The following is a 19,646-nucleotide window of genomic DNA, read 5'->3' as shown; positions in this document are numbered from 1 at the left end:
GCGGGCAAAGGGTTTGGGCTTCGCTGAAGCGGGCGTTTCAGGTAGCCTCGATGGCGGGCGGGGCGGCAAGGGGATTAGCGGGCTTGTTTCATCAGGCGCTGTTTTTCGCGTTTCCAGTCGGCTTCTTTCATGCTTTGGCGTTTGTCGTGCTGCTTTTTGCCTTTGGCCAGGCCGATGTCCATTTTGATGTAGCCGCGCCGGTAGTGCAGGTTGAGCGGCACGAGGGTGTAGCCGCTGCGCTCCACTTTGCCGATGAGCTTGTTGATTTCGGCTTGTTTGAGCAGGAGTTTGCGCTGCCGCACGGGGTCGGGCTTCACGTGGGTGGAGGCGGTGGGCAGGGCGGTGATGTGGCAGCCCACCAGGTAAAACGCGTCTTTTTTCCAGTGGATATAGCTTTCTTTGAGCTGCACGCGGCCGGCGCGGATGGCTTTCACTTCCCAGCCGTCGAGCACTAGCCCGGCTTCGAGCTGGTCTTCGATGAAATAGTCGTGGAAGGCTTTTTTGTTGTTGGCGATACTCATGATGTCTTGGCTGCGCGGTTTCAGAAGGCGGATTTTAACAGCAAACCGCGCGGCTGAACATTCGCGGGGGAAGGAGGGGAGAAGGCTACCTGAAAAATTTGGCTATGCGGAAACTTGCTTCATTTGCTTTTGCTTCGTGGCAGTTTTGCTTTTTCAGGTAGCCTTTTGCTTGGGCTCGGCAAGGCGTTAGCGGATGGTGTTTTTCAACTCGGGGGCGCGAAGGCGTGTCAGTTGCGTGCCGGCCAAGTTAATATGGCCGAAGCGCGGATGGCCGTCGTTCCAGTCGGCCACGGCCTGCACCAAGGCTTCCTGGCTGTCAGCGACGAAGTTCCACCACATTCGGACGGGGTGCGGCAGCGGTTCGCCGCCCAGCAGCAGGATGCGGCTGCCTGCTTGGGCGTGGATAGGCAGGGTTTGGGCGGTGTCGGCGTGTTCGAATTTGGCCAGTTCGTCTTGCACGAACGTCTGCCCGCCGATTTCCGCTTCGCCCGCCAACACCAGCACGCCGTATTCCCAGCCTGCCTGCGCGGGGATGTCCAGCGTTGCAGGCTGCCTGAAACGGATGTCCAAGCCCAGCAGCGGGCTGTGCTGCTCGGTGGGGGCGGTGCGGCCGGCGAAGCTGCCGTTTACTAATATGAAATCCGCGCTGTTGTCCGACCATTCGGGCAGCTCGGGATAATGGCGGAAACTGGGGGCGATATTCTTGTGCATGGGCAGGGCAATCCAGAGCTGCACGGCGTGCAGGGTGCGGATGCCGTCGGGGGTTTGCTCGGTGTGGCTGATGCCGTGGTTGCCGCCCGTGCCGGCGGTCATGAGGTTGACCTGTTTGGGGCGGATGAGTTGGCGGCTGCCGAGGCTGTCGCGGTGCAGTAGTTCACCTTCGAGCATCCAGGTAAAGGTTTGCAGGTTGGTGTGCGGGTGGGCGCCGACCTGCATGCCGTCTGCATCCGCCGCAAAATACGCGGGGCCGGCGTGGTCAAGAAAGCACCACGCGCCGACGGTGCGGTGCGTGCGGTTCGGCAGCAGGCGGGCGACGGGGATGCCGCCCACGTCGTGGGTTTTGGCGGTGACTTTTTGGAGGGTCATGGGGTTCTTTTGGTTTTCAGGTAGCCTTTTGGGTTAAAACGGTTTGGGTGGTTTCGGGCATCGAGGCTTGGTTTTCAGGTAGCCTTTTGCATTGGCGGGGTTACCAGTTGTCTTGGGTGGCGGTAAGGCGCTCGGTGTCGGTGTCGTAGATGCCGTAGCATTGGGCGATGTAGGCGAGGTCGTTGGCCAGGGCGTCGCGCAGGGTGTCGCCGCCTTCGATGTCGAATTCGTCGCGCAGGTTGTTGAAGCGCTCGGTGGCGGCTTGGGTGATGAGGTAGAGGCTTTCGACATCGGATGGCGGGTTGGCTTCGATTTGGCGGCAGGTGTTGGCCAGGATCTCTTCGCCGCGTTGGGTGAATTCGAAGGGGAAGGTGTTGTCGTTGTAGAGGTCTTGCAGGAAGGTGTAGTTGGCGAGTTCGGGGTTTTGCAGGCTGTGGCGGCTCATGGCTGGCTCCGTGGGTGGGCGAAATTACTGCGGTATTGTACCTGAAGGGATATATTGCCGCAGGAGTGGGATAACAAGGTATGGATTTTCAGGTAGCCTGTTGTGTGCTTGAGGCTACCTGGAAATCTGTCGGCCAAACAGATTGGGATACTTGGGAACGCTTGATGGCGGTATGGAGAAATAAAAAATCGGTTTCAGGTAGCCTCTTTGCCGGAGGAGGCTGGCTGAAACCGGTTTTGTGCGCGCAGCGGATTAGCGGGCGGGGATGGTGCCCATGCGGCGGGTGAGGGAGGTGTGCGGCTCGTTGAAGAGGCTGGCGTAGTAGGTGGCGTTGGCCATCACGCGCTTCACGTAGTCGCGGGTTTCGTCGAAGGGGATGGTTTCGGCGTATACCGCGCCTTCGAGCGGGCTGGCGGCCTGCCAGTTGCGGGCGCGGCCGGGGCCGGCGTTGTAGCCGGCGGTGGCGAGCACTTCGCTGCCCAGCCGGTTGCGCGCGTCGCCGAGATACCAGGTGCCCATGCGGATGTTGCCTTCGATGCTGTGCAGCTCGGCGGGATCCATGCCGATTTTGCCGGCGATTTCGCGGGCGGTGGCGGGCATCACCTGCATCAGGCCGGTGGCGCCCACGCGGGAGCGCACGCCGATCATGAAGCGGCTTTCTTGGCGGATGATGCCGTAGGCCCAGGCGGGATCAACGTTGGCTTGGGTGGCGTAGCGGGTTACGCTGTCGCGGAAGGGGGCGATGTAGCGCAGGTTGTAGTTGATTTGATTGTGGGTTTTATCGGCGGCGTAGATGCCCATTTCGTAGAAGCCGGCGTCGTGGGCGAGCTTGGAGGCGGCGAGCAGGGCGGGCTCGTTGTAGCCTTCCACGGCGTAGCGCCATTCGGCTTGAGCTTGCTTGCGCATGTCCCAATCGCCGCTGCGCTGGGAGACGCGGAACAGGCTGAGCGCGCGGGCCACGGCGCCGTCGGCGGCCACTTGGGCGGTTTGGCTGCTGCCGGGCTCGGCGGCGTTATTGCGGGTGTTCACTTGGCCGCCGATGGCTTCGGTGGCGAGCAGGGCGTAGAAATTGCGGCCGGAGGCGGCGGCCTGGCGGTAGTGCTGCTGGGCTTGGGCGTTGTCGCCGCCAGCGGCCAGGCTGCGGGCTAGCCAGTATTGCCAAGCGGGGTCGGCGCGCAGTTTTTCGGGCATGGCGGCGATGATGTTTTGCAAATCTTGCCAACGGCCGAGGCGCAGGGCGCTGCGGGCATACCATTCCCAATGGGTGTGGCTGAGCTGGCTGCGGTCGGCTTGGTTGAAGGCGGAGAGCGCTGCGGGGAAGCGCTGGTTCAGCGCGTAGTGGTGGCCGAGGATGGCCCAGCCGAAGCCGGTTTGCGCCGGGCTGAGGCTGGGGGCGAGGCTGCGCAGGCGGTCGGCGGCGTCGGCCTGTTTGCGGGCATTTTGGCCGATAACGCTGTGCAGCAGGGCTTCGCGGCCGCCTTGGCTGTCGGGCAGGGCGCTGTTTAGCGGTTCGGGCAGGGGCGAGCCGAGGGCGGCGGCAAGGCGGCGGGCATCGGTGATTTGGTTGTTGGCCAATAGGCCGCGCACGCGCCGCCAGGCGGCTTCGGCGGGGAGCTTGCCTTGGGCGGCGAGTTGTTCGAGCAGGCGGTTGCAGCCTTCGGGCTGGCGGCCGAGTTCGCTCAGGGCTTCTTGGGCGGCATTTTGGTTTTCCAGGCCGGCCAGCGCGGCGTAGCAGCGGGTTTCTTTATCGCGGGCGGCGGGCTTCAGGCGGTTGTATTGTTGGGCAAACTCTTGCCATTGGCCGTTGCGGCCGAGCTGTTTGAGCCATTGGTTGCGCAGGCTGTCGGCCATGGCGCTGGGCTGGGCTTGGGCGAGGAATTGGGCGGCTTGGCTGCCGTCGCCTTGTTTGAGGGCGGCTTGGGCGGATTGGAAGAGCTGGTAGTCGGCCAGCACTTTGTCTTCGGAATCGCTGCGGCGGCCGCCGGGCAGCTGGACGGCGCTGCCTTCTGCGTTGAGGGGCTCGACGGGAGTTTCGGTTTGGCTGGTGCAGGCGGTGAGCAGGGCGGCGGAGAGGAGGGCGAGGGTGTGTTTTTTCATGCTGTATCGGGGGAGGGATAACTGGAACGGCCTAAGGCTACCTGAAAGCAGTGGGGCAATGAAGCGGCAGGCGCAAACAGACGGCGGGTTTTACTGCTTTTTACGCGGGGCGGGGGTTTTGGCTTGGCGGGAACTCGTTTATTTGTTTTCGATCGGTTGAAGCCGATGTTTTTGCTTCGCAGAAAACTCACTTTGTCCGTTTTACTGCGTTGAAGCTCACGCTTTCAGGTAGCCTTTGTCCTTTATGTATGGAGCAGGATATGTGCGGCAGGTATGCCGGGTGCTGTTTGTTTTGCTGAATCTATTTTTGCTTAAACATCATAATTCTGCTTAATGAAAGAAATACATTCTTTCAATTTTTCTATCACGATTTTAGTTGGCATAACCACTACGATTTCATCCGTTAATAGGCTGTCTATTTTGTCATTTCTTTGCCAACGATAACGCCGAAGTGCTCCCGATATTGTTCAACCTCGATACCATTAGGCACTTTTTCTAATATTTCCTTCAATAGGATTTCAGACATTTCTAACAAGTGCTGAATCCGAGTTCCCCCATCATCCATTAAAAAATATGCTAACCAGACAAAGCCTTCATAACCTTCGGTTTCTTCAAAACGTACGCCAAAATAAGTTGCTACCATCTCGAAAAAAATCTTTTGTAAAAATTAAGTCCATATACAATCTACATTAAATTGTTTGATAAAAAAGCGATATTAGATTCCAAAAGCCACCCAACTTTTATTCTGCTGGCAGCAGCCGTAGTTTGGGCGGCAAGCTGAAAAACCAAAGCTGGCTGAAACTTGGCTGCCACAAAGTTGGGGCGATTCGTGAATTTCGCTGAAGCTAGAATTTTCAGGTAGCCTCCAATATGCCGGAGGCTACCTGAAAAATTGGCGCGACAATGCGGGTTTATTCTGCCAAATCATCAATGCTGTCAGCCGCTTCTTCCAGCCCGCCGCCGTCGCTCGACCAAACAAACAGGGTTTCGCCGAGCTGCTGCGGGGATTGGGGCAGGAGCACGAGCAGCTCGCCGCATTGGTTGTCGCCGATCACGACGGCTTGGGCGGGGAAGCCAGGCCAGCTTTGGCGGGCGGCAGCGGTTTCTTTGGCAATGTGGTTGCAGGTGCGGCGAAGGCGTTTTTTGTCGGAAGTGTCGAACACGGGCAGGAGCAGGAAGCTGCTCTGTCTTCGTTGCCGGGCTCGAGCAGGATTTCGCCGCCGTTTTCGGCCGCGAGCCGGGCTTTGAAGCGCGGCGGGAACTGGATGCCGAGGGCTTGTTCGGCGGCTTGGATGTATTGGGGATCAACAGGGAAGGGCATGGGGTGCTCCGGATGGCTGGGATAAGGATTGCGGCGGGCAGGGATGCGGATGATTTTTGGCTTCGCAGAAACCTGCTTGGCTTGTTTTCGCTTCGTTGAAGCCTGCATATACAGTTTTCAGGTAGCCTCAAGCCTTATCTGCCCTGCGCGTGCAACTGCTGCAAATGCGCGCGCACTTCGCCCACTTTCTCTTCGGTAAACAAATCTTCGATATTGCGCCAGATGCTGTGGAAGCCATAGGGGCCGTGGCGCATTTCATTTTTGGCGTGCTCCACGCTCCAGCCCTGATAGATGATGCGGTACATGCCGGCGATCAGGCCGGTGCGGTCGGCGCCGTGGTAGCAGTGGACCAACACCGGCCCGGCGGCCTGTCGCTGCTCGATAAGATACAGCGTTTCCGCCACTTGGCGCGGGCTGATCCGCCAAGTGAGCAGCGGGCGGTTGAAGAGCTCGATGCCTTGGTCGGCCAGCACTTTGCGGTCGGCGCTGCGGTTGAAATAGCGCAGGTTCACCACGCTTTTGATGCCGAGCGACTGCAATTTCTCGGCATCTTCGGCCACCGGCTGCTCGCTGCGGTAGAGCTTGCTGTCCACCCGATAGAGGTTGGCTTCTTTGTGCACCGGCTCCGCCCAAGCGGCCTGTCCGGTCGAAGCTGCCGGCGCTTGTGTCTGAGTCTGCGCCTGTGCCGGCGCTTGGGCGCAGGCGGCCAAAGCCAACAGCACAATCAGGCTGCTTATCCAAGATTTGTTCATTTGGTGTGTATCCTGTTTTATCGTTAATTTATTTTTCAGGTAGCCTCAAACGCGGCGGGGCTACCTGAAAAATAGCAGCTTCTGCAAAGCAAAAAAAGCAAAAACGCCGCCACGCAACCATCATCGCGGCAACACATAAGGCGCCGCATTGTAAGCAAGCGAAGCTGGCGCGGCAAGCATTAATTTCCGTCAAACAATTCAAATTATTATCACGGCGCGCCACAAGCCGGAACCATTTTTCAGGTAGCCTCCACGCCGCGCCGCACTTGGAGAGATTGCCTGAAAAATGTACAATCCCAACTTTACATTCGGCACCGTTATGCAACTCGGCCCCTACACCGTTTCCCCCGCCGTGGCACTCGCGCCGATGGCCGGCATCACCGACAAACCTTTCCGCATGCTGGCACGCCAATTCGGCGCCGGCTGGGCGGTGGGAGAGATGATCAGCAGCAACCCCGAGCTGCAAAACACGCGCAAAACCCTCAGCCGCGCCAACCACAGCGGTGAAAGCGGCGTGATTGCCGTGCAGATTGCCGGCAGCGATCCCGCGCAGATGGCCGAAGCCGCCCGCTACAACGTGGCGCAGGGCGCGCAGCTCATCGACATCAACATGGGCTGCCCGGCCAAGAAAGTGTGCCAAGTGCTCGCCGGCAGCGCCCTGCTGCAAAACGAGCCGCTGGTGGCCGAAATTTTAAACGCCGTGGTGCGCGCCGTGGAGGTGCCCGTTACGCTCAAAACCCGCCTGGGCTGGCACGACGAACACAAAAACATCCTCACCATCGCCCGCCTGGCCGAAGAAGCCGGTATTGCCGCCATCGCCATCCACGGCCGCACCCGCACCCAAATGTACCGCGGCCAAGCCGAATACGGCCTGATTGCCGAAGCCAAAAGCCGCCTTTCCATCCCCGTGTGGGCCAACGGCGACATCGACAGCCCGCAGAAAGCCGCGCGCGTGCTGGCTAACACCGGCGCCGACGGCATCATGATCGGCCGCGCCGCCCAAGGCCGGCCCTGGCTGTTTCGCGATGTGGTGCATTATTTGGTGCACGGCAGCCTGCCGCCGCCGCTGCCTTTTCAGGTAGCCTCCGCCGCCCTGCTCGGCCACATCCGCGCCATGCACGAGTTTTACGGCGAGCCCGCCGGCATGCGCATCGCCCGCAAACATATTGGCTGGTATCTGGCCGACCTGCCCGATGGCGAAAGCGAACGCCGCCGCCTGAACACGCTAAACAGCGCCGCCGAACAATATGACACCCTGGCCGCCTTCCTCGCCGCGCAGTCCGCCCGACACGAACACTGGCCCTGCCCCTGGCGGCAGAACGCCGATGGCTAAACCGCTTTTCTTCCGCAGCCCACCCGCCTTCATCGCGCCGCCGCGAAGCAAGCCGTTTGGCCCAAACACCGGTTTCACATCACAATAATAAGGAGAGCAACCATGCTCCGGCAGAACAGCCATATCATCACTTGTATCGAAAACAGCTTGCAGCAATACTTCGCCGACCTCGACGGCGAGCCCGCCCACGACGTGTACCACATGGTGTTGCAGCAGGTGGAACTGCCCCTGCTGCGCTGCGTGATGGCGCACTGCGAAGGCAACCAATCCAAAGCCGCCCAAGTGCTCGGCCTCAACCGCAACACCCTGCGCAAAAAGCTCAGCGCACACGGTTTGATTTAAGCGCACCACACTTTGCAGCATTTCAGGCTACCTGAAAAGCGCAGCGTCAGCGAAGTTGAAATTTTAGGTAGCCCCTGACCCCAAATCACAAGGAACACCCAATGACCCAAATCGGCATCATCATGGGCAGCAACAGCGACTGGGCCGTGATGCAGCACGCCGCCGCCGTGCTCACCCAATTCGGTATCGCCCACGAAACCCGCGTCGTCTCCGCCCACCGCACGCCCGACCTCATGTTTGAATACGCCGAAACCGCCCGCGAGCGCGGCCTGCAAGCCATCATCGCCGGAGCCGGCGGCGCCGCCCACCTGCCCGGCATGGTGGCCGCCAAAACCACCCTGCCCGTGCTCGGCGTGCCCGTGCCCAGCAAATACCTGCACGGCGAAGATTCCCTGCTCTCCATCGTGCAAATGCCCAAAGGCATCCCTGTGGCCACCTTCGCCATCGGCGAAGCCGGCGCCGCCAACGCCGCCCTGTTTGCCGTAGCCCTGCTTGCCAACGGCAATCCTGAGCTCGCAGACAAGCTCGCCGTCTTCCGCGAACAGCAGCGGCAAAACGTGCTCGCCATGGCGCTACCCCCCGAAGAATAAGCCCGCCGGGTAAAGGCTGCCCAAAAGCGCCGGCAAGCGTTGTATTTGCGTGCCGCCTGCCCGATTTTATTCGCCAAAACCGCCCTTTCTGTGCCACAATCCCGCCATTCACTCCCCTATACGAGTAACCCCATCATGACACAAGAAACCGCCTTGGGAGCCGCCCTCAAATCTGCCGTGCAAACCATGAGCAAGAAAAAGCAAACCGACCTCATTGCCGACCACATCTACGGCAAATACGACGTGTTCAAACGCTTCAAACCCCTCGCGCTCGGCATCGACAAAGACCTCGTGGCCGCCCTGCCGCAATACGATCCCGCCCTCATCGCCCGCGTCCTCTCCAACCACTGCCGCCGCCCGCGCTACCTCAAATCGCTGGCACGCGGTGGCAAACGCTTCGACCTGAACAACCGCTTCAAAGGCGAAGTCACCCCCGAGGAGCAGGAAATCGCCAAGCAACACCCCGCCGTGCAGGAAATGCTCGCCCGCCAAGCCGCCAAGCAGGCTGAAAAACAAGCTGCCGAGGCCGGCGAAGCCGAAGCCCCGGCGGCGGTTGCAACTGCCGAAGCCGTGACCGAAGCGCCGGCCGCTGCCAGCGTGGCGGAACCCCCCGCGCCGGCTGCCGAATAAGCCGTCCGTAGGCAAACAAGGCTACCTGAAATTTTCAGGTAGCCTTGTTTGCACCGTATGTTTTATATATACTGTATATATATTTTCAGGAGTACATTATGGCACAATTCATTATGAATATCGCTGATTCGGAAAAAGAAGCCTTTATGGAAGCCGCCCGTATCAGCGATCGCAATGCCTCACAGCTGGTACGCGAATTTATGCGCGACTTTGTTGAACGCCAGCGCTATGAAGCCTACGTGCGCGCCGAAGTGGAGCGCGGTATGGCCGATATTGCCGCCGAGCAAATCCTCAGCGGCAGTGAAGCCGATGCGCAAGTCGATGCCTGGCTTGCGCAAGCTGAGAAAGCCGAAGCGTGAAAACCGTTTGGAGCAAACGGGCGCAGCGGCAGCGTTTGCAGCTGCTGGCCGCCCGCGCAGATTATGCCGGCCTCGCTTCTGCCCGCAAAGCCGATGCCGAAATCCGCCAACTGCTCGCCTTGGCCTCCCTGCAACCGGCCATGGGCAAAGCCGGCATAGTGGAAGGCACGCGTGAGCTGTATCCCGCCCGCTACCGCTTGGTGTACCGCCATGAAGCGGATCAGCAAACATTGTTTGTTTTGGTTATTTTGCCTCAATGGCGGAAATGGCCGTGAGGCTACCTGAAAATTTTAGCTGCGCAGAAACTCTGCCTTGCTTTGCAAGACATCGTTTTCAGGTAGCCTTTATCCGACCAATCCAATCAAAAACCGCACCGTATGCCTACGGTGCGGTTTGCTTTTGTTTTGCGCCAATCGTTTATAGCGGCCACTCCAGCCCGCCGTGCTGCTCCACCAAGGTTTGGAACTGCGCCTGGATTTGTGCCAGCGCGGCGGGGTTGTCGGCTTCAAAGCGCAGCACCAGCACGGGCGTGGTGTTGGAGGCGCGCAAAAGGCCGAAGCCGTCGGCAAATTCGGCGCGCAGGCCGTCGATGGTGATGAGCTCTTGCAGGCCGTCGAATTGGGCGGCATCGGCCAGCTTGGCGATTAGCGCGTGGCCGTCGCTGCCTGCGGGCAGGGCGATGTTCAGCTCGGGGGTGGACACGCCTTCGGGCAGGGCTTCCAGCACGGCGCTGGGGTTGGGGCTGGCAGACAGGATTTCCAGCAGGCGTGCGCCGGCGTAGAGGCCGTCGTCGAAGCCGAACCAGCGTTCTTTGAAGAACACGTGGCCGCTCATTTCGCCGGCCAAGAGTGCGCCGTGCTGCTTGATGGCGGCTTTGATGAAGCTGTGGCCGGTTTTGCTCATCACCGGCTCGCCGCCGTGCTGCCGAATCCACGGGGCGAGCAGGCGGGTGGATTTCACGTCGTAAATCACTTTGGCGCCGGGGTTGCGCCCGAGCACGTCTTGTGCGAAGAGCATGAGCTGGCGGTCGGGGTAGATGATGCTGCCGCTGCGCGTTACCACGCCGAGGCGGTCGCCGTCGCCGTCGAAGGCGAGTCCGACTTCGGCTGTGCCGTCCTGCACGGCACGGATGAGGTCTTGCAGGTTGGCGGGTTTGGCGGGGTCGGGGTGGTGGTTGGGGAAGCGGCCGTCCACTTCGCAGAAGAGTTCTTCCACTTCGCAGCCGAGCGCGCGATACAGCCGCCCGGCAAAGGCGCCGGCCACGCCGTTGCCGGCATCCACGGCGATTTTCAGCGGGCGTTGCAGGCGGATATGGCCGGCGATGTGGGCAATGTATTCGTCTGCCACATCCAAACTGCGCACGCTGCCCGGCTGGCTACCTGAAACAAAATCCTGCGCTTCGATGCTGCGGCGCAGTTCTTGGATGTTTTCGCCGGCCAGGGTGTTGCCGCCGAGCATCATTTTGAAGCCGTTGTAGTCGGGCGGGTTGTGGCTGCCGGTGATCATCACGCCGCTGCCGTGGCAATGCTGCACGGCGGCAAAATAGAGCATGGGCGTGGCCACCATGCCCACGTCGGCCACATCGACTCCGCCCGCGGTGAGCCCGCGGATGAGGGCGGCGGCGAGGGTGGGGCCGCTGAGCCGGCCGTCGCGGCCCACGGCGATTTGCCGCAGGCCTTGCTTGGCAGCGCGCGCGGCGATGGCGCGGCCGATTTGTTCGGCGGCTTCTTCGGTGAGGGTTTGGCCGACGATGCCACGGATGTCGTAGGCTTTGAAAATGCTGGGGGAAAGGGGCATGGTGGTTCCTTTGTTTGGGGTATGGAGGATACCTGAAAGTGCAGCTTCAACGAAGCGGAGCGATGTCTGGCGAAGCAAGGTGGAATTTCTGCGCAGCTAAAATCTGGGCGGGGATTTTCAGGTAGCCCACTATACGAAAATAAGGGGCTATATTGGATTTAATGTAAAAATATTGATTAGCCCTCAACTCTTAATCCTTGCGACTCCAAGTTATCTTTAAATCGCATAATAATCGGGCGGTGGTTTGCCGGAGGGAAATCATTATTGTCGGCAGACAGCCTGCTATACAGCCGGTACTCCAGGAATACAATATCACTAAAATCCTCATGGATACTGGTGCAGACTACAGACGAGCAATCTGCTTGGATAAGTCGGCCGCGGTGCACTACCGGATATTGGATTTGACTGCTGGCAGAATCGGCAATAGCTGCCATGCCACTCAACAGCATAATTAATAGGGCAAAATATCGGGCAAATTCCATATTATTTTTCTGTGAATATATTTTCAGGTAGCCTTTAGATGGAGCAGTAAGGCTGCCTGAAGGATTCAGCTTCAATGCAACGAAAGCAATGAAACAAAATCGACAGCCGCTGATTATGGCTCGCGGCGGGGGGTTTCTGTGCCTTCCGGCGGGGTGGCCGACACGCAAATCATGGTGCTGCCGCTGCGCGTTTTGAGGCACCGGGTATCGTTGCCGAAGCGGTGGTTTCGCACTTGGACGGCGGGCTGGTTGTTGATGGAGGCGGAGGAGCGGTTGCTGCCGATGGAGGTGCTGCTATACAGGCGGTATTGCCCAAACTCGATTTCTTCCATGTGTTCGCGCGCGTTGGAGCAGACGAAAACTTGGCAGCTGCCTTGGCTGATGATGCGGTTATCGCGTACGGCAAAGCATTGGCGGGTGCCGTCGCTGCCGCAGGCGGCAAAGGCGGCGGCGCTGCTCAACAGGATGGGCAGCAGGATGGAATATCGGGGAAGTTTCATGTTTGTTCCTTTGTAATATGTATTTTCAGGTAGCCTTTATGCGGATAAAGGCTACCTGAAAATTTATTGCGGCTTGCTGCTGAGCTGCTGGGCTTGCTCAATCAGGTGCACAAACTGGCGGCGCAGGCCGTGGCGGTCGGGGGATTGGGCGCTTCGGGCGAGCTCGAGGGTTTGCGGCCAGCCGAAGCTGCCGCTGTATTTGCCGCCGCGCAACAGTTCGCCAAACGAAGCGGCGGCGAGAGCCTGGCGGGTGGCGTTGCTGCCTTGGGCGAGCGGCTTGCTGCCGGCGGCCACGGGGCTGCTGATGAGGGTGCTGCTGCTCTGGCCGGGCAGTTTGTAGCGCAGGTTGATGAAGGCGTATTCGCTGCCGGCCTTGTCGTTTGCCGCACGGGCGGGGGCGGCCTGGTAGCGGCTTTCGGGCAGCCAGCCGGTTTGGCCTGCGGGGATGATTTCATACAGGGCGGTAACGTTGTGGCCGGCGCCGATGTCGCCTGCGTCCACTTGGTCGTTGTTGAAGTCTTCGCGGGCGAGCAGGCGGTTTTCATAGCCGATGAGGCGGTATTCTTTCACGGTGGCGGGGTTGAATTCCACTTGGATTTTCACATCTTGCGCCACGGTGGCCAGGGTGGAGGAGAGCTGGCGGTGCAGCACTTTTTGGGCTTCTTCGGGGCTGTCGATGTAGCTGTGGTTGCCGTCGCCGGCGTCGGCGAGCTGCTCCATCAGGCGGTCGTTGTAGTTGCCGCTGCCGAAGCCGAGGGTGGTGAGGGAGATGCCGCTCTTGCGTTTTTCGGCCACCATGCTGCGCAGGGTGTTGAAATCGGTGATGCCCACGTTGAAATCGCCGTCGGTGGCGAGCAGGATGCGGTTGATACCGTTGCGGATATAGGCGCGCTGGGCGGCTTGATAGGCCTGCTGGATGGCGTTTTCGCCGGCGGTTGAGCCGCCTGCGCGCAGGCCGTCGAGCGCGGCGAGGATTTTCTGCCGCTGGTTACCGGGCGTGGGCGGGAGCACGACTTTGTTGCCGTCGGCATAGGTAACGAGGGTGATGCGGTCTTGGGCGCGGGTTTGGTGCGCAAGGGTGCAGAGGGTGTATTTCACCAGCGGCAGCTTGTCGCGGCTATACATGGAGCCGGACACGTCCACCAAAAACACGAGGTTGGCCGGCGGCAGGGCGGCGTGGCTCATTTCTTTGGCCTGGATGCCGATGCGCAGAATTTTGGCGCCGCTGCGGAAGGGCGAATCCACGGTTTCGGTGTGCACGGCGAAGGGTTTGCCGTCGGCGGGGGCGGCGTAGCCGTAGTCGAAATAGTTGATGATTTCTTCAATGCGCACGGCATCGGCGGGCGGCAGGCGGTGGTTTTGGCTGAGGAAGCGGCGCACGTTGGCATAGCTGCCGGTGTCTACGTCGATGCTGAAGGTGGAAACGGGCTGCTCGGCCACGGCGTGCACGGGGTTGGGCTCGTGGTGGGCGTAGCGCTCGGTGTTTTGGCGCGGGAGCGGCGGGCGGATTACCTGCGGCCGCGCGCGAAGCGAGCCGTGTGCGCCTTCAAGGCCGATAAATGAATCTTTGGTGGCTGCCGCTTGCGGCGCGGGCGCGGCGGAAGGCGCCACTTCATACGAAGCCACCGAGCGGTTCATCATGGCTGCCGGCGGCACGGCGCGGGTGCCACCGAACCTTTGGTGGCGGCTCAAGCCCATCACGGGGCCGTAATCATTGCGCGGCTGTTCGTTTAAATAGTGCGAACAGGCCTGGTGGACGCGCTGGGCATTGTCGGCCAGCGCGGGCAGGACGGAGAGAGAGAGCAGCGCCAGCAAAGCGGCGCGGGCAAACGGCGGATAGCGCATGAAAACCCCCTTGGGCAAAAGCGTTGGAAACGGGTTGTATTATAGCCAAAGCCGGCCGCTTCTAACACTGCCCCGCCTGCCAACAGACTACCTGAAAAATACCGCCCGCGCAGGCAAACGCTTCCCGGCCGGGCAGAAACACCGCCCCGCTGTGTTTTAAGCGTTGAAGCTGCCGTTTTCAGGTAGCCTTTGCCATCCGAATGCCACCCGCCCGCGCCGATAGGTTAAAATACGCGCCGCCCAAACAGGCTACCTGAAAACTCCGCGCGCCCGCGGCGCCCGCTGCCATGTACCACAAACTCGCCCCCATCATCCACGTCCTCTCCCGCCTCGGCTTCATCTTTTCGCTGCTGCTCTTGGCGCCCACGTTGGTGTCTTATATTTATCAAGACGCCGCCTTCTGGGTGTTTGCCGACACCGCCATCGCCACCATCTGCGCCTCCGGCATCATCTGGATTGCCACCCGCAAACACCACCGCGAGCTGCGCACCCGCGACGGTTTCACCCTCGTGTTCCTCTTGTGGGTGGGCTTTGCCGTGGTTGCCTCCCTGCCTTTTTATTGGTATCTGCCCGGCATCGGCTACACCGACGCCTTTTTCGAAGCCATCTCTGGCCTCACCACCGCCGGCGCCACCGTTTTCACCAACCTCGACAGCTTCCCTCCCTCGCTCAACTTCTGGCGCCACCTGCTCAATTGGGTGGGCGGCATGGGCATCATCGTTTTGGCAGTGGCCATTCTGCCCATGATCGGCGTGGGCGGCACCCAGCTGTTCAAAGCCGAAATCCCCGGCATCCACAAAGACAGCAAACTTGCCCCCCGCATCTCCCAAACCGCCAAGAACCTTTGGCTGATCTACGTTTTCTTCACCCTCGCCGTCTGCCTCGCCCTGCGCCTGGCCGGCATGAGCTGGCTTGATGCCGTGTGCCACGCCATGTCCTGCCTCGGCCTGGGCGGCTTCTCCACCCACGATCAAAACATCGCCTATTTCGATTCCGTGCCCATCGAAATGATTTTATCCGTCGGCAGCGTCATCGCCGCCATCAACTTCACCAACCACTACTACGCCTTCCGCCAACGCAGCCTCAACGTCTACCGCCGCGACAGCGAAGTGCGCGTGATGATCACCACCCTGATTACCAGCATCATCGTGTGCGCCCTCTATTTGTGGCACAAAGACTTCTACCCCGATTGGTCGCAATCCCTGCGCTTTGTCGGCTTCAACTTCATCTCCATCGGCCTGGCCAACGGCTACGCCAACACCGACTTCGCCGCCTGGCCGCTGCCCGTATCCCTCTGGATGTTTTTCCTCGCCAATATCCTCGCTAACGCCGGCAGCGCCGGCGGCGGGCTCAAAACCATCCGCGCCATCGTGTTGTTTAAATTCAGCCTGCGCGAAATGATGCTGCTGCTGCACCCCAACGCCGTGCACACCGTAAAAATCAACGGCATGCACATCGCCGAGCGCACCGCCATGACCGTGCTCGTGTTCACCGCCGTTTACTTCCTCACCATCATCTTCGCCACCTTCGCCCTCATGGCCACCGGCCTCGATTTCGTTACCGCCCTCACCGCCGCCACCGCCTGCATCACCAACGCCGGCCCCGGCCTCGGCAGCGTCGGCCCCGCCGGCAGCTACGCCAACCTTGCCGACATCCAAAAATGGCTGTGCACCATCGTCATGCTGCTCGGCCGCCTCGAAATCTTCACTGTGTTTATGCTCTTCACCCCCGCCTATTGGCGCAAATAGCGGAAAGTTTTCAGGTAGCCTCTTCCCCAGCTTGAGGCTACCTGAAAACGAGCAAAGCAAGTTTCTGCGCAGCTAAAACGAGCAGAGCGAGTTCCTGCGCAGCCAAAACGGGCAAAGCGATTTTCAGGTAGCCTTTCCCCGCCTGCCGCGCGGGTTTACAATAACCGCTTTATTAACATACACGCTTCCCCCATGCCTTTCCTTCCCCTTTCCCTGCTCGCCACCGGCAAGGCTCTGCCTGCCCGCATCGTTAGCTCCGCCGAGCTGGACGAACGCTTGGGCAAACCGCGCGGCTATGTGCAGAAACGCAGCGGCATTGTGCACCGCCATCACGCCGAGCCGGGCTTGCTGCAATCCGATCTGGCGGCGCGGGCGGTGCGCGATGCCTGCGCGCGCGGCGGCATTGCGCCGGAGAGCATCGATTTGCTGATTAATGTGAACGGCGTGCCCGAGCAGGCGCTGCCGTGCACCGCCGCGCATGTGCTGGCCGCGCTGGGCTGGCGGGGCAGGGCGGGCTACGACCTCAACGCCAGCTGCGTGGGCTTCCTGCCCGCGTTGCAACACGCCGCCGCGCTGCTCAACAGCGGCTGCCACCGGCGCATCGCCATCGTGGCCTGCGACCTCGCCTCGCGCGGCTTGAACTGGGCCGACGAAGAATCCTCGCTGATTTTCGGCGATGGCGCCGCAGCCGCCATCGTGGAGCGCGGCTGCGGCGAGGGCGGTATCCGACGCTTTGTGATGAAAAACTATCCCGACGCGGTTTCCCTGTGCCAAATCCCCGCCGGCGGCACGCGCCGCAATATGGTGTCCGGCATGCGGCCGCAGGATTTTTATTTCAAAATGCACGGGCGCGAATTGTTCCGCCGCAGCGCCGAAGTGCTGCCCGAAATCTTGGGCGAACTGCTCGCCGGCATGAGCATTGCCGATTGCGACCTGTGGCTGGTGCACCAGGCCAGCCACCTCGGCATGCAGCACATCACCAAACGCCTGGGCATCAGCGAGCGCCGCCTGGTCAATATCTACCCCACCCACGGCAACCAGGTATCCGCCTCCCTGCCCACCGTGTTGCACGAAGCGTTTACCGGCAATCTCTGGCAGCGCGGCAGCCGCGTGGCCATGGTCGGCACCGCCGCCGGCTTGGCCGTGGCCGGGCTGATATGGGAAGTGTGAACTCTTCCCCACACAGGCTACCTGAAAAATTGGATGCAAGCGAAATCATGAGCAACACCCCTCCCAACTACCTTACCCCCGCCGGCTGGCAGGCGCTGAAAAACGAGCTCTACCAGCTGGTAAACAAAGAACGCCCCGAAATCGTGCAAATCGTAAATTGGGCGGCCTCCAACGGCGACCGCAGCGAAAACGGCGACTACCTCTACGGCAAACGCCGCATGCGCGAAATCGACCGCCGCATCCGCTTCCTCACCAAACGGCTCGAAGCCGCGCAAGTGGTGGACCCCGCCACCCGCGAGCCCACCGACCAAATCTTCTTCGGCGCCACCGTGGAGATTTTGCGCGGCAACGGCAGCGAGCAAACCGTACACATCGTGGGCGTGGACGAAATCGACACCGCCCGCAACAAAATCTCCTGGACTTCCCCACTGGCCCGCGCCCTGCTCAAAGCCCGCGAGGGCGACGAAATCGTGTTCCACGGGCCGGAGGGCAGGGAGGAAATCGAAGTGTTGTCTGTGGCTTATGTGGCCATCGAGTAGAACTGCCGTTCCCAAAATTTTCAGGTAGCCTCCCAAGCATGAAAGAGGCTACCTGAAAATTTTCCACCATGGGCAGCGGCGCTGGAACGCCAATGGTTCTCATCTGCAAGCCAATGTTTCCCAAAGCATTCCAAAAAAGGCACACTTGCAGTGCAAAGAAAGGTAAAGATGGCGGGCAATGAGAATTGTTGGCAGATTCAGTTGCCTGGCCGCCCGCAGTCAAGCCTTTTATTTTATTTGGCTTTAGGCTACCTGAAAAATAGCGAAGCGCTTGTTTTGCAGGATAATTGTTCGCATTTATAACTGCGATATGAGAATTTTCGCAACAAGCTGCGTATAATTCCGCCCCAGCAAAAGGGCAGCACCGAAATCCCGCTGCCACACACCATCCATCACAAAAATCAGGAGCAAAAAATGCAAGGCAACAAAGAAGTTATCGATTACATGAACCAGCTGCTGGCCGGCGAGCTCGCCGCCCGCGACCAATATTTCATCCACTCCCGCATGTACGACGAATGGGGCTACAGCAAGCTCTTCGCCCGCATCGGCCACGAAATGGAAGACGAAACCGAGCACGCCGCCGATTTCATCCGCCGCATCCTCATGCTCGGCGGCACCCCGCAGATGGTGCCCGCTCCGCTGCGCATCGGCCGCACCGTGCGCGAAATGCTGCAACTCGATTTGGACACCGAATACGAAGTGCGCGAAAACCTCAAGCGCGGCATCAAACTGTGCGAAGAAAAACAAGACTATGTTACCCGCGATCTGATGGTGGCCCAGCTCAAAGACACCGAAGAAGACCACGCACACTGGCTCGAACAGCAGCTGCGCCTCATCGACCTGCTCGGCGAGCAAAACTACCTGCAAAGCCAGCTGTAAACCGGAAAGGACAAGCCATGAAAGGCGACCGCGAAGTTATCCGCCAGCTGAATAAAAACCTCGGCATCCTGCTCATCACCATCAACCAGTATTTCCTGCATGCCCGCATCCTGAAAAACTGGGGCTTGGAAGAGCTCGGCGGCTATTTCTACAAACAATCCATCACCGAAATGAAGGCAGCCGACGCCCTGATTGAGCGCATCCTGCTGCTCGAAGGCCTGCCCAACCTACAAGAGCTCGGCAAACTGCTCATCGGCGAAACCGCCGAAGAAATCATCCGCTGCGACCTGCAAAAAGAGCAGGACAAACACCAAGCACTGATTGAAGCCATCGCCGTGTGCGAAGAGAAGCAAGACTACGTTTCCCGCCAGCTGCTGGAAAAGCAGAAAGACGAAAACGAAGAACGCCTCGACTGGCTCGACACCCAGCTCGACTTGGTGGAGAATATGGGCTTGCAGAACTATCTGCAACTGGCGGCGCAAGAGGACTAAAACACAAACCACTGCCAAATCTCGAAGCGCTATCGCCAACAGCCTGCCCGCATCTGCGGCAGGCTGTTTTTTTGCACTGTGTGTTGCATCGCTCGGATTTCCGTTGCAGCACAGAATGAAAAGGCTACCTGAAAAACGTTCGGCCTGTATTGCCCAAACGTTTTCAGGTAGCCTTTTGCCGTTACGGCGGGGTGTCGGCGCTTAAGCGATGCTTTGCCGCAGTTGCGAAAGCGTGGCCGGGCCTTGCTCCAAGTTTTCCGGCGACACGGCGCGCACGTCGGCACGGGCGAGGAATGTTGCCAAGGCGCGCTGGTTGGCGGGGTTGAGCTGCGGCTGCAATTCGGGCAGGCGGGATTGCATGAAGGCGAAGGCCATGCCCAGCGCGAGATGGGCTACATCGCCGCTCTCGGCATCAAGCTGCGGGGCGTTGGCCAAACCGCGCTTGCAGGCGGCGCGGGCGCGTTCGGCAAGCGGGTGGTCGGGGGTGTTTTCGGCTTTGAATTTTTGCAGGCCGAAGGCTTTCACCAGTTGGTCGAGCAGGGCGAAGGCGTAGGCGGCGGTGGCGGTTTGCCCGGCGTTGTGCAGGGGGTGGCCGAGCAGGAAGTCGAGGATAAACGGGCTGTTGCAGATGGTGGTGCCGTTGTCGAGCTGGAGGATGGGCACTTGGGAGAAGGGGTTGAGGGCTTGGAGCTCGGCAGGGTTTCCCAAGGATTGACGTA

Annotated in this window: 23 protein-coding genes; 11 read left to right on the top strand and 12 right to left on the bottom strand. The window is 60.2% G+C overall.

What is annotated here, in order from left to right; genetic code table 11:
• Nucleotides 1–74: 74 nt before the first annotated feature.
• The 7 genes from smpB to A7P95_RS04345 form a co-directional block, all read right to left on the bottom strand.
• Nucleotides 75–521 (bottom strand): SsrA-binding protein SmpB, encoded by a 447-nt coding sequence (gene smpB / locus A7P95_RS04375; RefSeq protein WP_067591749.1) that lies wholly within the window; start codon nucleotides 519–521, stop codon nucleotides 75–77.
• A 186-nt stretch (nucleotides 522–707) separates the two neighbouring features.
• Nucleotides 708–1,607 (bottom strand): pirin family protein, encoded by a 900-nt coding sequence (locus A7P95_RS04370; RefSeq protein ID WP_067591746.1) that lies wholly within the window; start codon nucleotides 1,605–1,607, stop codon nucleotides 708–710.
• 100 nt (nucleotides 1,608–1,707) lie between these two features.
• A complete protein-coding gene (locus A7P95_RS04365) occupies nucleotides 1,708–2,052 on the bottom strand; it encodes a DUF5713 family protein (RefSeq protein ID WP_067591743.1) in 345 nt (114 codons plus the stop codon).
• Between the two features lie 252 nt (nucleotides 2,053–2,304).
• A complete protein-coding gene (locus A7P95_RS04360) occupies nucleotides 2,305–4,149 on the bottom strand; it encodes a lytic transglycosylase domain-containing protein (RefSeq protein ID WP_067591741.1) in 1,845 nt (614 codons plus the stop codon).
• A 415-nt stretch (nucleotides 4,150–4,564) separates the two neighbouring features.
• Nucleotides 4,565–4,792, bottom strand: a complete 228-nt coding sequence (locus A7P95_RS12130) for a hypothetical protein (protein ID WP_245636559.1) — start codon at nucleotides 4,790–4,792, stop codon at nucleotides 4,565–4,567.
• A gap of 268 nt (nucleotides 4,793–5,060) precedes the next feature.
• Nucleotides 5,061–5,312, bottom strand: coding sequence for a hypothetical protein (locus tag A7P95_RS11075; protein WP_082890727.1), 252 nt, complete (start codon nucleotides 5,310–5,312; stop codon nucleotides 5,061–5,063).
• 292 nt (nucleotides 5,313–5,604) lie between these two features.
• Complete coding sequence (locus A7P95_RS04345) at nucleotides 5,605–6,222, bottom strand: tyrosine-protein phosphatase (protein WP_082890726.1); 618 nt, start codon at nucleotides 6,220–6,222, stop codon at nucleotides 5,605–5,607.
• A gap of 319 nt (nucleotides 6,223–6,541) precedes the next feature.
• On the opposite strand from A7P95_RS04345, the gene dusB reads away from it, so the two are divergent.
• The 6 genes from dusB (at nucleotide 6,542) to A7P95_RS04315 (ending at nucleotide 9,751) form a co-directional block, all read left to right on the top strand.
• Nucleotides 6,542–7,555 (top strand): tRNA dihydrouridine synthase DusB, encoded by a 1,014-nt coding sequence (gene dusB, locus A7P95_RS04340; protein ID WP_082890733.1) that lies wholly within the window; start codon nucleotides 6,542–6,544, stop codon nucleotides 7,553–7,555.
• A gap of 102 nt (nucleotides 7,556–7,657) precedes the next feature.
• Nucleotides 7,658–7,897 carry a helix-turn-helix domain-containing protein gene (locus A7P95_RS04335; protein WP_067591735.1) on the top strand — a complete coding sequence of 80 codons (240 nt, stop codon included), beginning with the start codon at nucleotides 7,658–7,660 and terminating at the stop codon, nucleotides 7,895–7,897.
• Nucleotides 7,898–7,998: 101 nt separating this feature from the next.
• Nucleotides 7,999–8,487, top strand: a complete 489-nt coding sequence (gene purE / locus A7P95_RS04330; RefSeq protein ID WP_067591732.1) for a 5-(carboxyamino)imidazole ribonucleotide mutase — start codon at nucleotides 7,999–8,001, stop codon at nucleotides 8,485–8,487.
• A gap of 135 nt (nucleotides 8,488–8,622) precedes the next feature.
• A complete protein-coding gene (locus A7P95_RS04325; RefSeq protein ID WP_067591903.1) occupies nucleotides 8,623–9,117 on the top strand; it encodes a ProQ/FINO family protein in 495 nt (164 codons plus the stop codon).
• Between the two features lie 98 nt (nucleotides 9,118–9,215).
• Complete coding sequence (locus tag A7P95_RS04320) at nucleotides 9,216–9,476, top strand: hypothetical protein (protein WP_067591729.1); 261 nt, start codon at nucleotides 9,216–9,218, stop codon at nucleotides 9,474–9,476.
• Nucleotides 9,473–9,751 (top strand): type II toxin-antitoxin system RelE/ParE family toxin, encoded by a 279-nt coding sequence (locus A7P95_RS04315; protein ID WP_067591725.1) that lies wholly within the window; start codon nucleotides 9,473–9,475, stop codon nucleotides 9,749–9,751. The genes A7P95_RS04320 and A7P95_RS04315 overlap by 4 nt, the downstream gene beginning before the upstream one ends.
• Nucleotides 9,752–9,893: 142 nt before the next feature.
• Here A7P95_RS04315 and A7P95_RS04310 read toward each other — a convergent pair whose 3' ends face one another.
• From A7P95_RS04310 to A7P95_RS04295, 4 genes are all read right to left on the bottom strand, one after another.
• The gene (locus tag A7P95_RS04310) at nucleotides 9,894–11,273 is read right to left on the bottom strand and encodes a phosphomannomutase/phosphoglucomutase (protein ID WP_067591722.1); all 1,380 of its coding nucleotides are present in this window, start codon (nucleotides 11,271–11,273) and stop codon (nucleotides 9,894–9,896) included.
• 176 nt (nucleotides 11,274–11,449) lie between these two features.
• Nucleotides 11,450–11,755, bottom strand: a complete 306-nt coding sequence (locus A7P95_RS04305) for a hypothetical protein (RefSeq protein WP_067591719.1) — start codon at nucleotides 11,753–11,755, stop codon at nucleotides 11,450–11,452.
• Nucleotides 11,756–11,868: 113 nt separating this feature from the next.
• A complete protein-coding gene (locus A7P95_RS04300) occupies nucleotides 11,869–12,255 on the bottom strand; it encodes a hypothetical protein (protein WP_067591716.1) in 387 nt (128 codons plus the stop codon).
• Nucleotides 12,256–12,318: 63 nt separating this feature from the next.
• On the bottom strand, nucleotides 12,319–14,100 hold the full coding sequence (locus A7P95_RS04295) for a vWA domain-containing protein (RefSeq protein ID WP_067591714.1): 1,782 nt from the start codon (nucleotides 14,098–14,100) through the stop codon (nucleotides 12,319–12,321).
• Nucleotides 14,101–14,387: 287 nt separating this feature from the next.
• Here A7P95_RS04295 and A7P95_RS04290 point away from each other — a divergent pair, with 287 nt between their 5' ends.
• The 5 genes from A7P95_RS04290 to bfr (A7P95_RS04270) all read left to right on the top strand — a co-directional run bounded on the left by A7P95_RS04290 (nucleotide 14,388) and on the right by bfr (A7P95_RS04270) (nucleotide 18,927).
• On the top strand, nucleotides 14,388–15,848 hold the full coding sequence (locus tag A7P95_RS04290) for a TrkH family potassium uptake protein (protein WP_067591711.1): 1,461 nt from the start codon (nucleotides 14,388–14,390) through the stop codon (nucleotides 15,846–15,848).
• Nucleotides 15,849–16,040: 192 nt separating this feature from the next.
• The gene (locus tag A7P95_RS04285; protein WP_067591708.1) at nucleotides 16,041–17,018 is read left to right on the top strand and encodes a 3-oxoacyl-ACP synthase III family protein; all 978 of its coding nucleotides are present in this window, start codon (nucleotides 16,041–16,043) and stop codon (nucleotides 17,016–17,018) included.
• Nucleotides 17,019–17,065: 47 nt separating this feature from the next.
• A complete protein-coding gene (greB, locus tag A7P95_RS04280; protein WP_067591705.1) occupies nucleotides 17,066–17,557 on the top strand; it encodes a transcription elongation factor GreB in 492 nt (163 codons plus the stop codon).
• A 414-nt stretch (nucleotides 17,558–17,971) separates the two neighbouring features.
• Nucleotides 17,972–18,436, top strand: a complete 465-nt coding sequence (gene bfr / locus A7P95_RS04275; RefSeq protein ID WP_067591702.1) for a bacterioferritin — start codon at nucleotides 17,972–17,974, stop codon at nucleotides 18,434–18,436.
• A 17-nt stretch (nucleotides 18,437–18,453) separates the two neighbouring features.
• Entirely contained in the window at nucleotides 18,454–18,927 is a 474-nt protein-coding gene (gene bfr, locus A7P95_RS04270; RefSeq protein ID WP_067591699.1) for a bacterioferritin, read from the top strand.
• Between the two features lie 201 nt (nucleotides 18,928–19,128).
• Here the strand turns inward: bfr (A7P95_RS04270) and A7P95_RS04265 are convergent, their stop codons facing one another.
• Nucleotides 19,129–19,635 (bottom strand): glutathione S-transferase family protein, encoded by a 507-nt coding sequence (locus A7P95_RS04265; RefSeq protein ID WP_245636558.1) that lies wholly within the window; start codon nucleotides 19,633–19,635, stop codon nucleotides 19,129–19,131.
• Nucleotides 19,636–19,646 lie beyond the last annotated feature (11 nt).

Source organism: Eikenella longinqua, from assembly GCF_001648355.1.
GTDB lineage: Bacteria > Pseudomonadota > Gammaproteobacteria > Burkholderiales > Neisseriaceae > Eikenella > Eikenella longinqua.
This window is presented reverse-complemented; position numbering and strand designations above follow the sequence as displayed.

What these genes read in the sequence shown, in the direction of transcription:
- smpB (WP_067591749.1), bottom strand. Translation starts at nt 521, where the DNA reads ATGAGTATCGCCAACAACAAAAAAGCCTTCCACGACTATTTCATCGAA.
- A7P95_RS04370 (WP_067591746.1), bottom strand. Translation starts at nt 1,607, where the DNA reads ATGACCCTCCAAAAAGTCACCGCCAAAACCCACGACGTGGGCGGCATC.
- A7P95_RS04365 (WP_067591743.1), bottom strand. Translation starts at nt 2,052, where the DNA reads ATGAGCCGCCACAGCCTGCAAAACCCCGAACTCGCCAACTACACCTTC.
- A7P95_RS04360 (WP_067591741.1), bottom strand. Translation starts at nt 4,149, where the DNA reads ATGAAAAAACACACCCTCGCCCTCCTCTCCGCCGCCCTGCTCACCGCC.
- A7P95_RS12130 (WP_245636559.1), bottom strand. Translation starts at nt 4,792, where the DNA reads ATGGTAGCAACTTATTTTGGCGTACGTTTTGAAGAAACCGAAGGTTAT.
- A7P95_RS04345 (WP_082890726.1), bottom strand. Translation starts at nt 6,222, where the DNA reads ATGAACAAATCTTGGATAAGCAGCCTGATTGTGCTGTTGGCTTTGGCC.
- dusB (WP_082890733.1), top strand. Translation starts at nt 6,542, where the DNA reads ATGCAACTCGGCCCCTACACCGTTTCCCCCGCCGTGGCACTCGCGCCG.
- A7P95_RS04335 (WP_067591735.1), top strand. Translation starts at nt 7,658, where the DNA reads ATGCTCCGGCAGAACAGCCATATCATCACTTGTATCGAAAACAGCTTG.
- purE (WP_067591732.1), top strand. Translation starts at nt 7,999, where the DNA reads ATGACCCAAATCGGCATCATCATGGGCAGCAACAGCGACTGGGCCGTG.
- A7P95_RS04325 (WP_067591903.1), top strand. Translation starts at nt 8,623, where the DNA reads ATGACACAAGAAACCGCCTTGGGAGCCGCCCTCAAATCTGCCGTGCAA.
- A7P95_RS04320 (WP_067591729.1), top strand. Translation starts at nt 9,216, where the DNA reads ATGGCACAATTCATTATGAATATCGCTGATTCGGAAAAAGAAGCCTTT.
- A7P95_RS04310 (WP_067591722.1), bottom strand. Translation starts at nt 11,273, where the DNA reads ATGCCCCTTTCCCCCAGCATTTTCAAAGCCTACGACATCCGTGGCATC.
- A7P95_RS04305 (WP_067591719.1), bottom strand. Translation starts at nt 11,755, where the DNA reads ATGGAATTTGCCCGATATTTTGCCCTATTAATTATGCTGTTGAGTGGC.
- A7P95_RS04300 (WP_067591716.1), bottom strand. Translation starts at nt 12,255, where the DNA reads ATGAAACTTCCCCGATATTCCATCCTGCTGCCCATCCTGTTGAGCAGC.
- A7P95_RS04295 (WP_067591714.1), bottom strand. Translation starts at nt 14,100, where the DNA reads ATGCGCTATCCGCCGTTTGCCCGCGCCGCTTTGCTGGCGCTGCTCTCT.
- A7P95_RS04290 (WP_067591711.1), top strand. Translation starts at nt 14,388, where the DNA reads ATGTACCACAAACTCGCCCCCATCATCCACGTCCTCTCCCGCCTCGGC.
- A7P95_RS04285 (WP_067591708.1), top strand. Translation starts at nt 16,041, where the DNA reads ATGCCTTTCCTTCCCCTTTCCCTGCTCGCCACCGGCAAGGCTCTGCCT.
- greB (WP_067591705.1), top strand. Translation starts at nt 17,066, where the DNA reads ATGAGCAACACCCCTCCCAACTACCTTACCCCCGCCGGCTGGCAGGCG.
- bfr (WP_067591702.1), top strand. Translation starts at nt 17,972, where the DNA reads ATGCAAGGCAACAAAGAAGTTATCGATTACATGAACCAGCTGCTGGCC.
- bfr (WP_067591699.1), top strand. Translation starts at nt 18,454, where the DNA reads ATGAAAGGCGACCGCGAAGTTATCCGCCAGCTGAATAAAAACCTCGGC.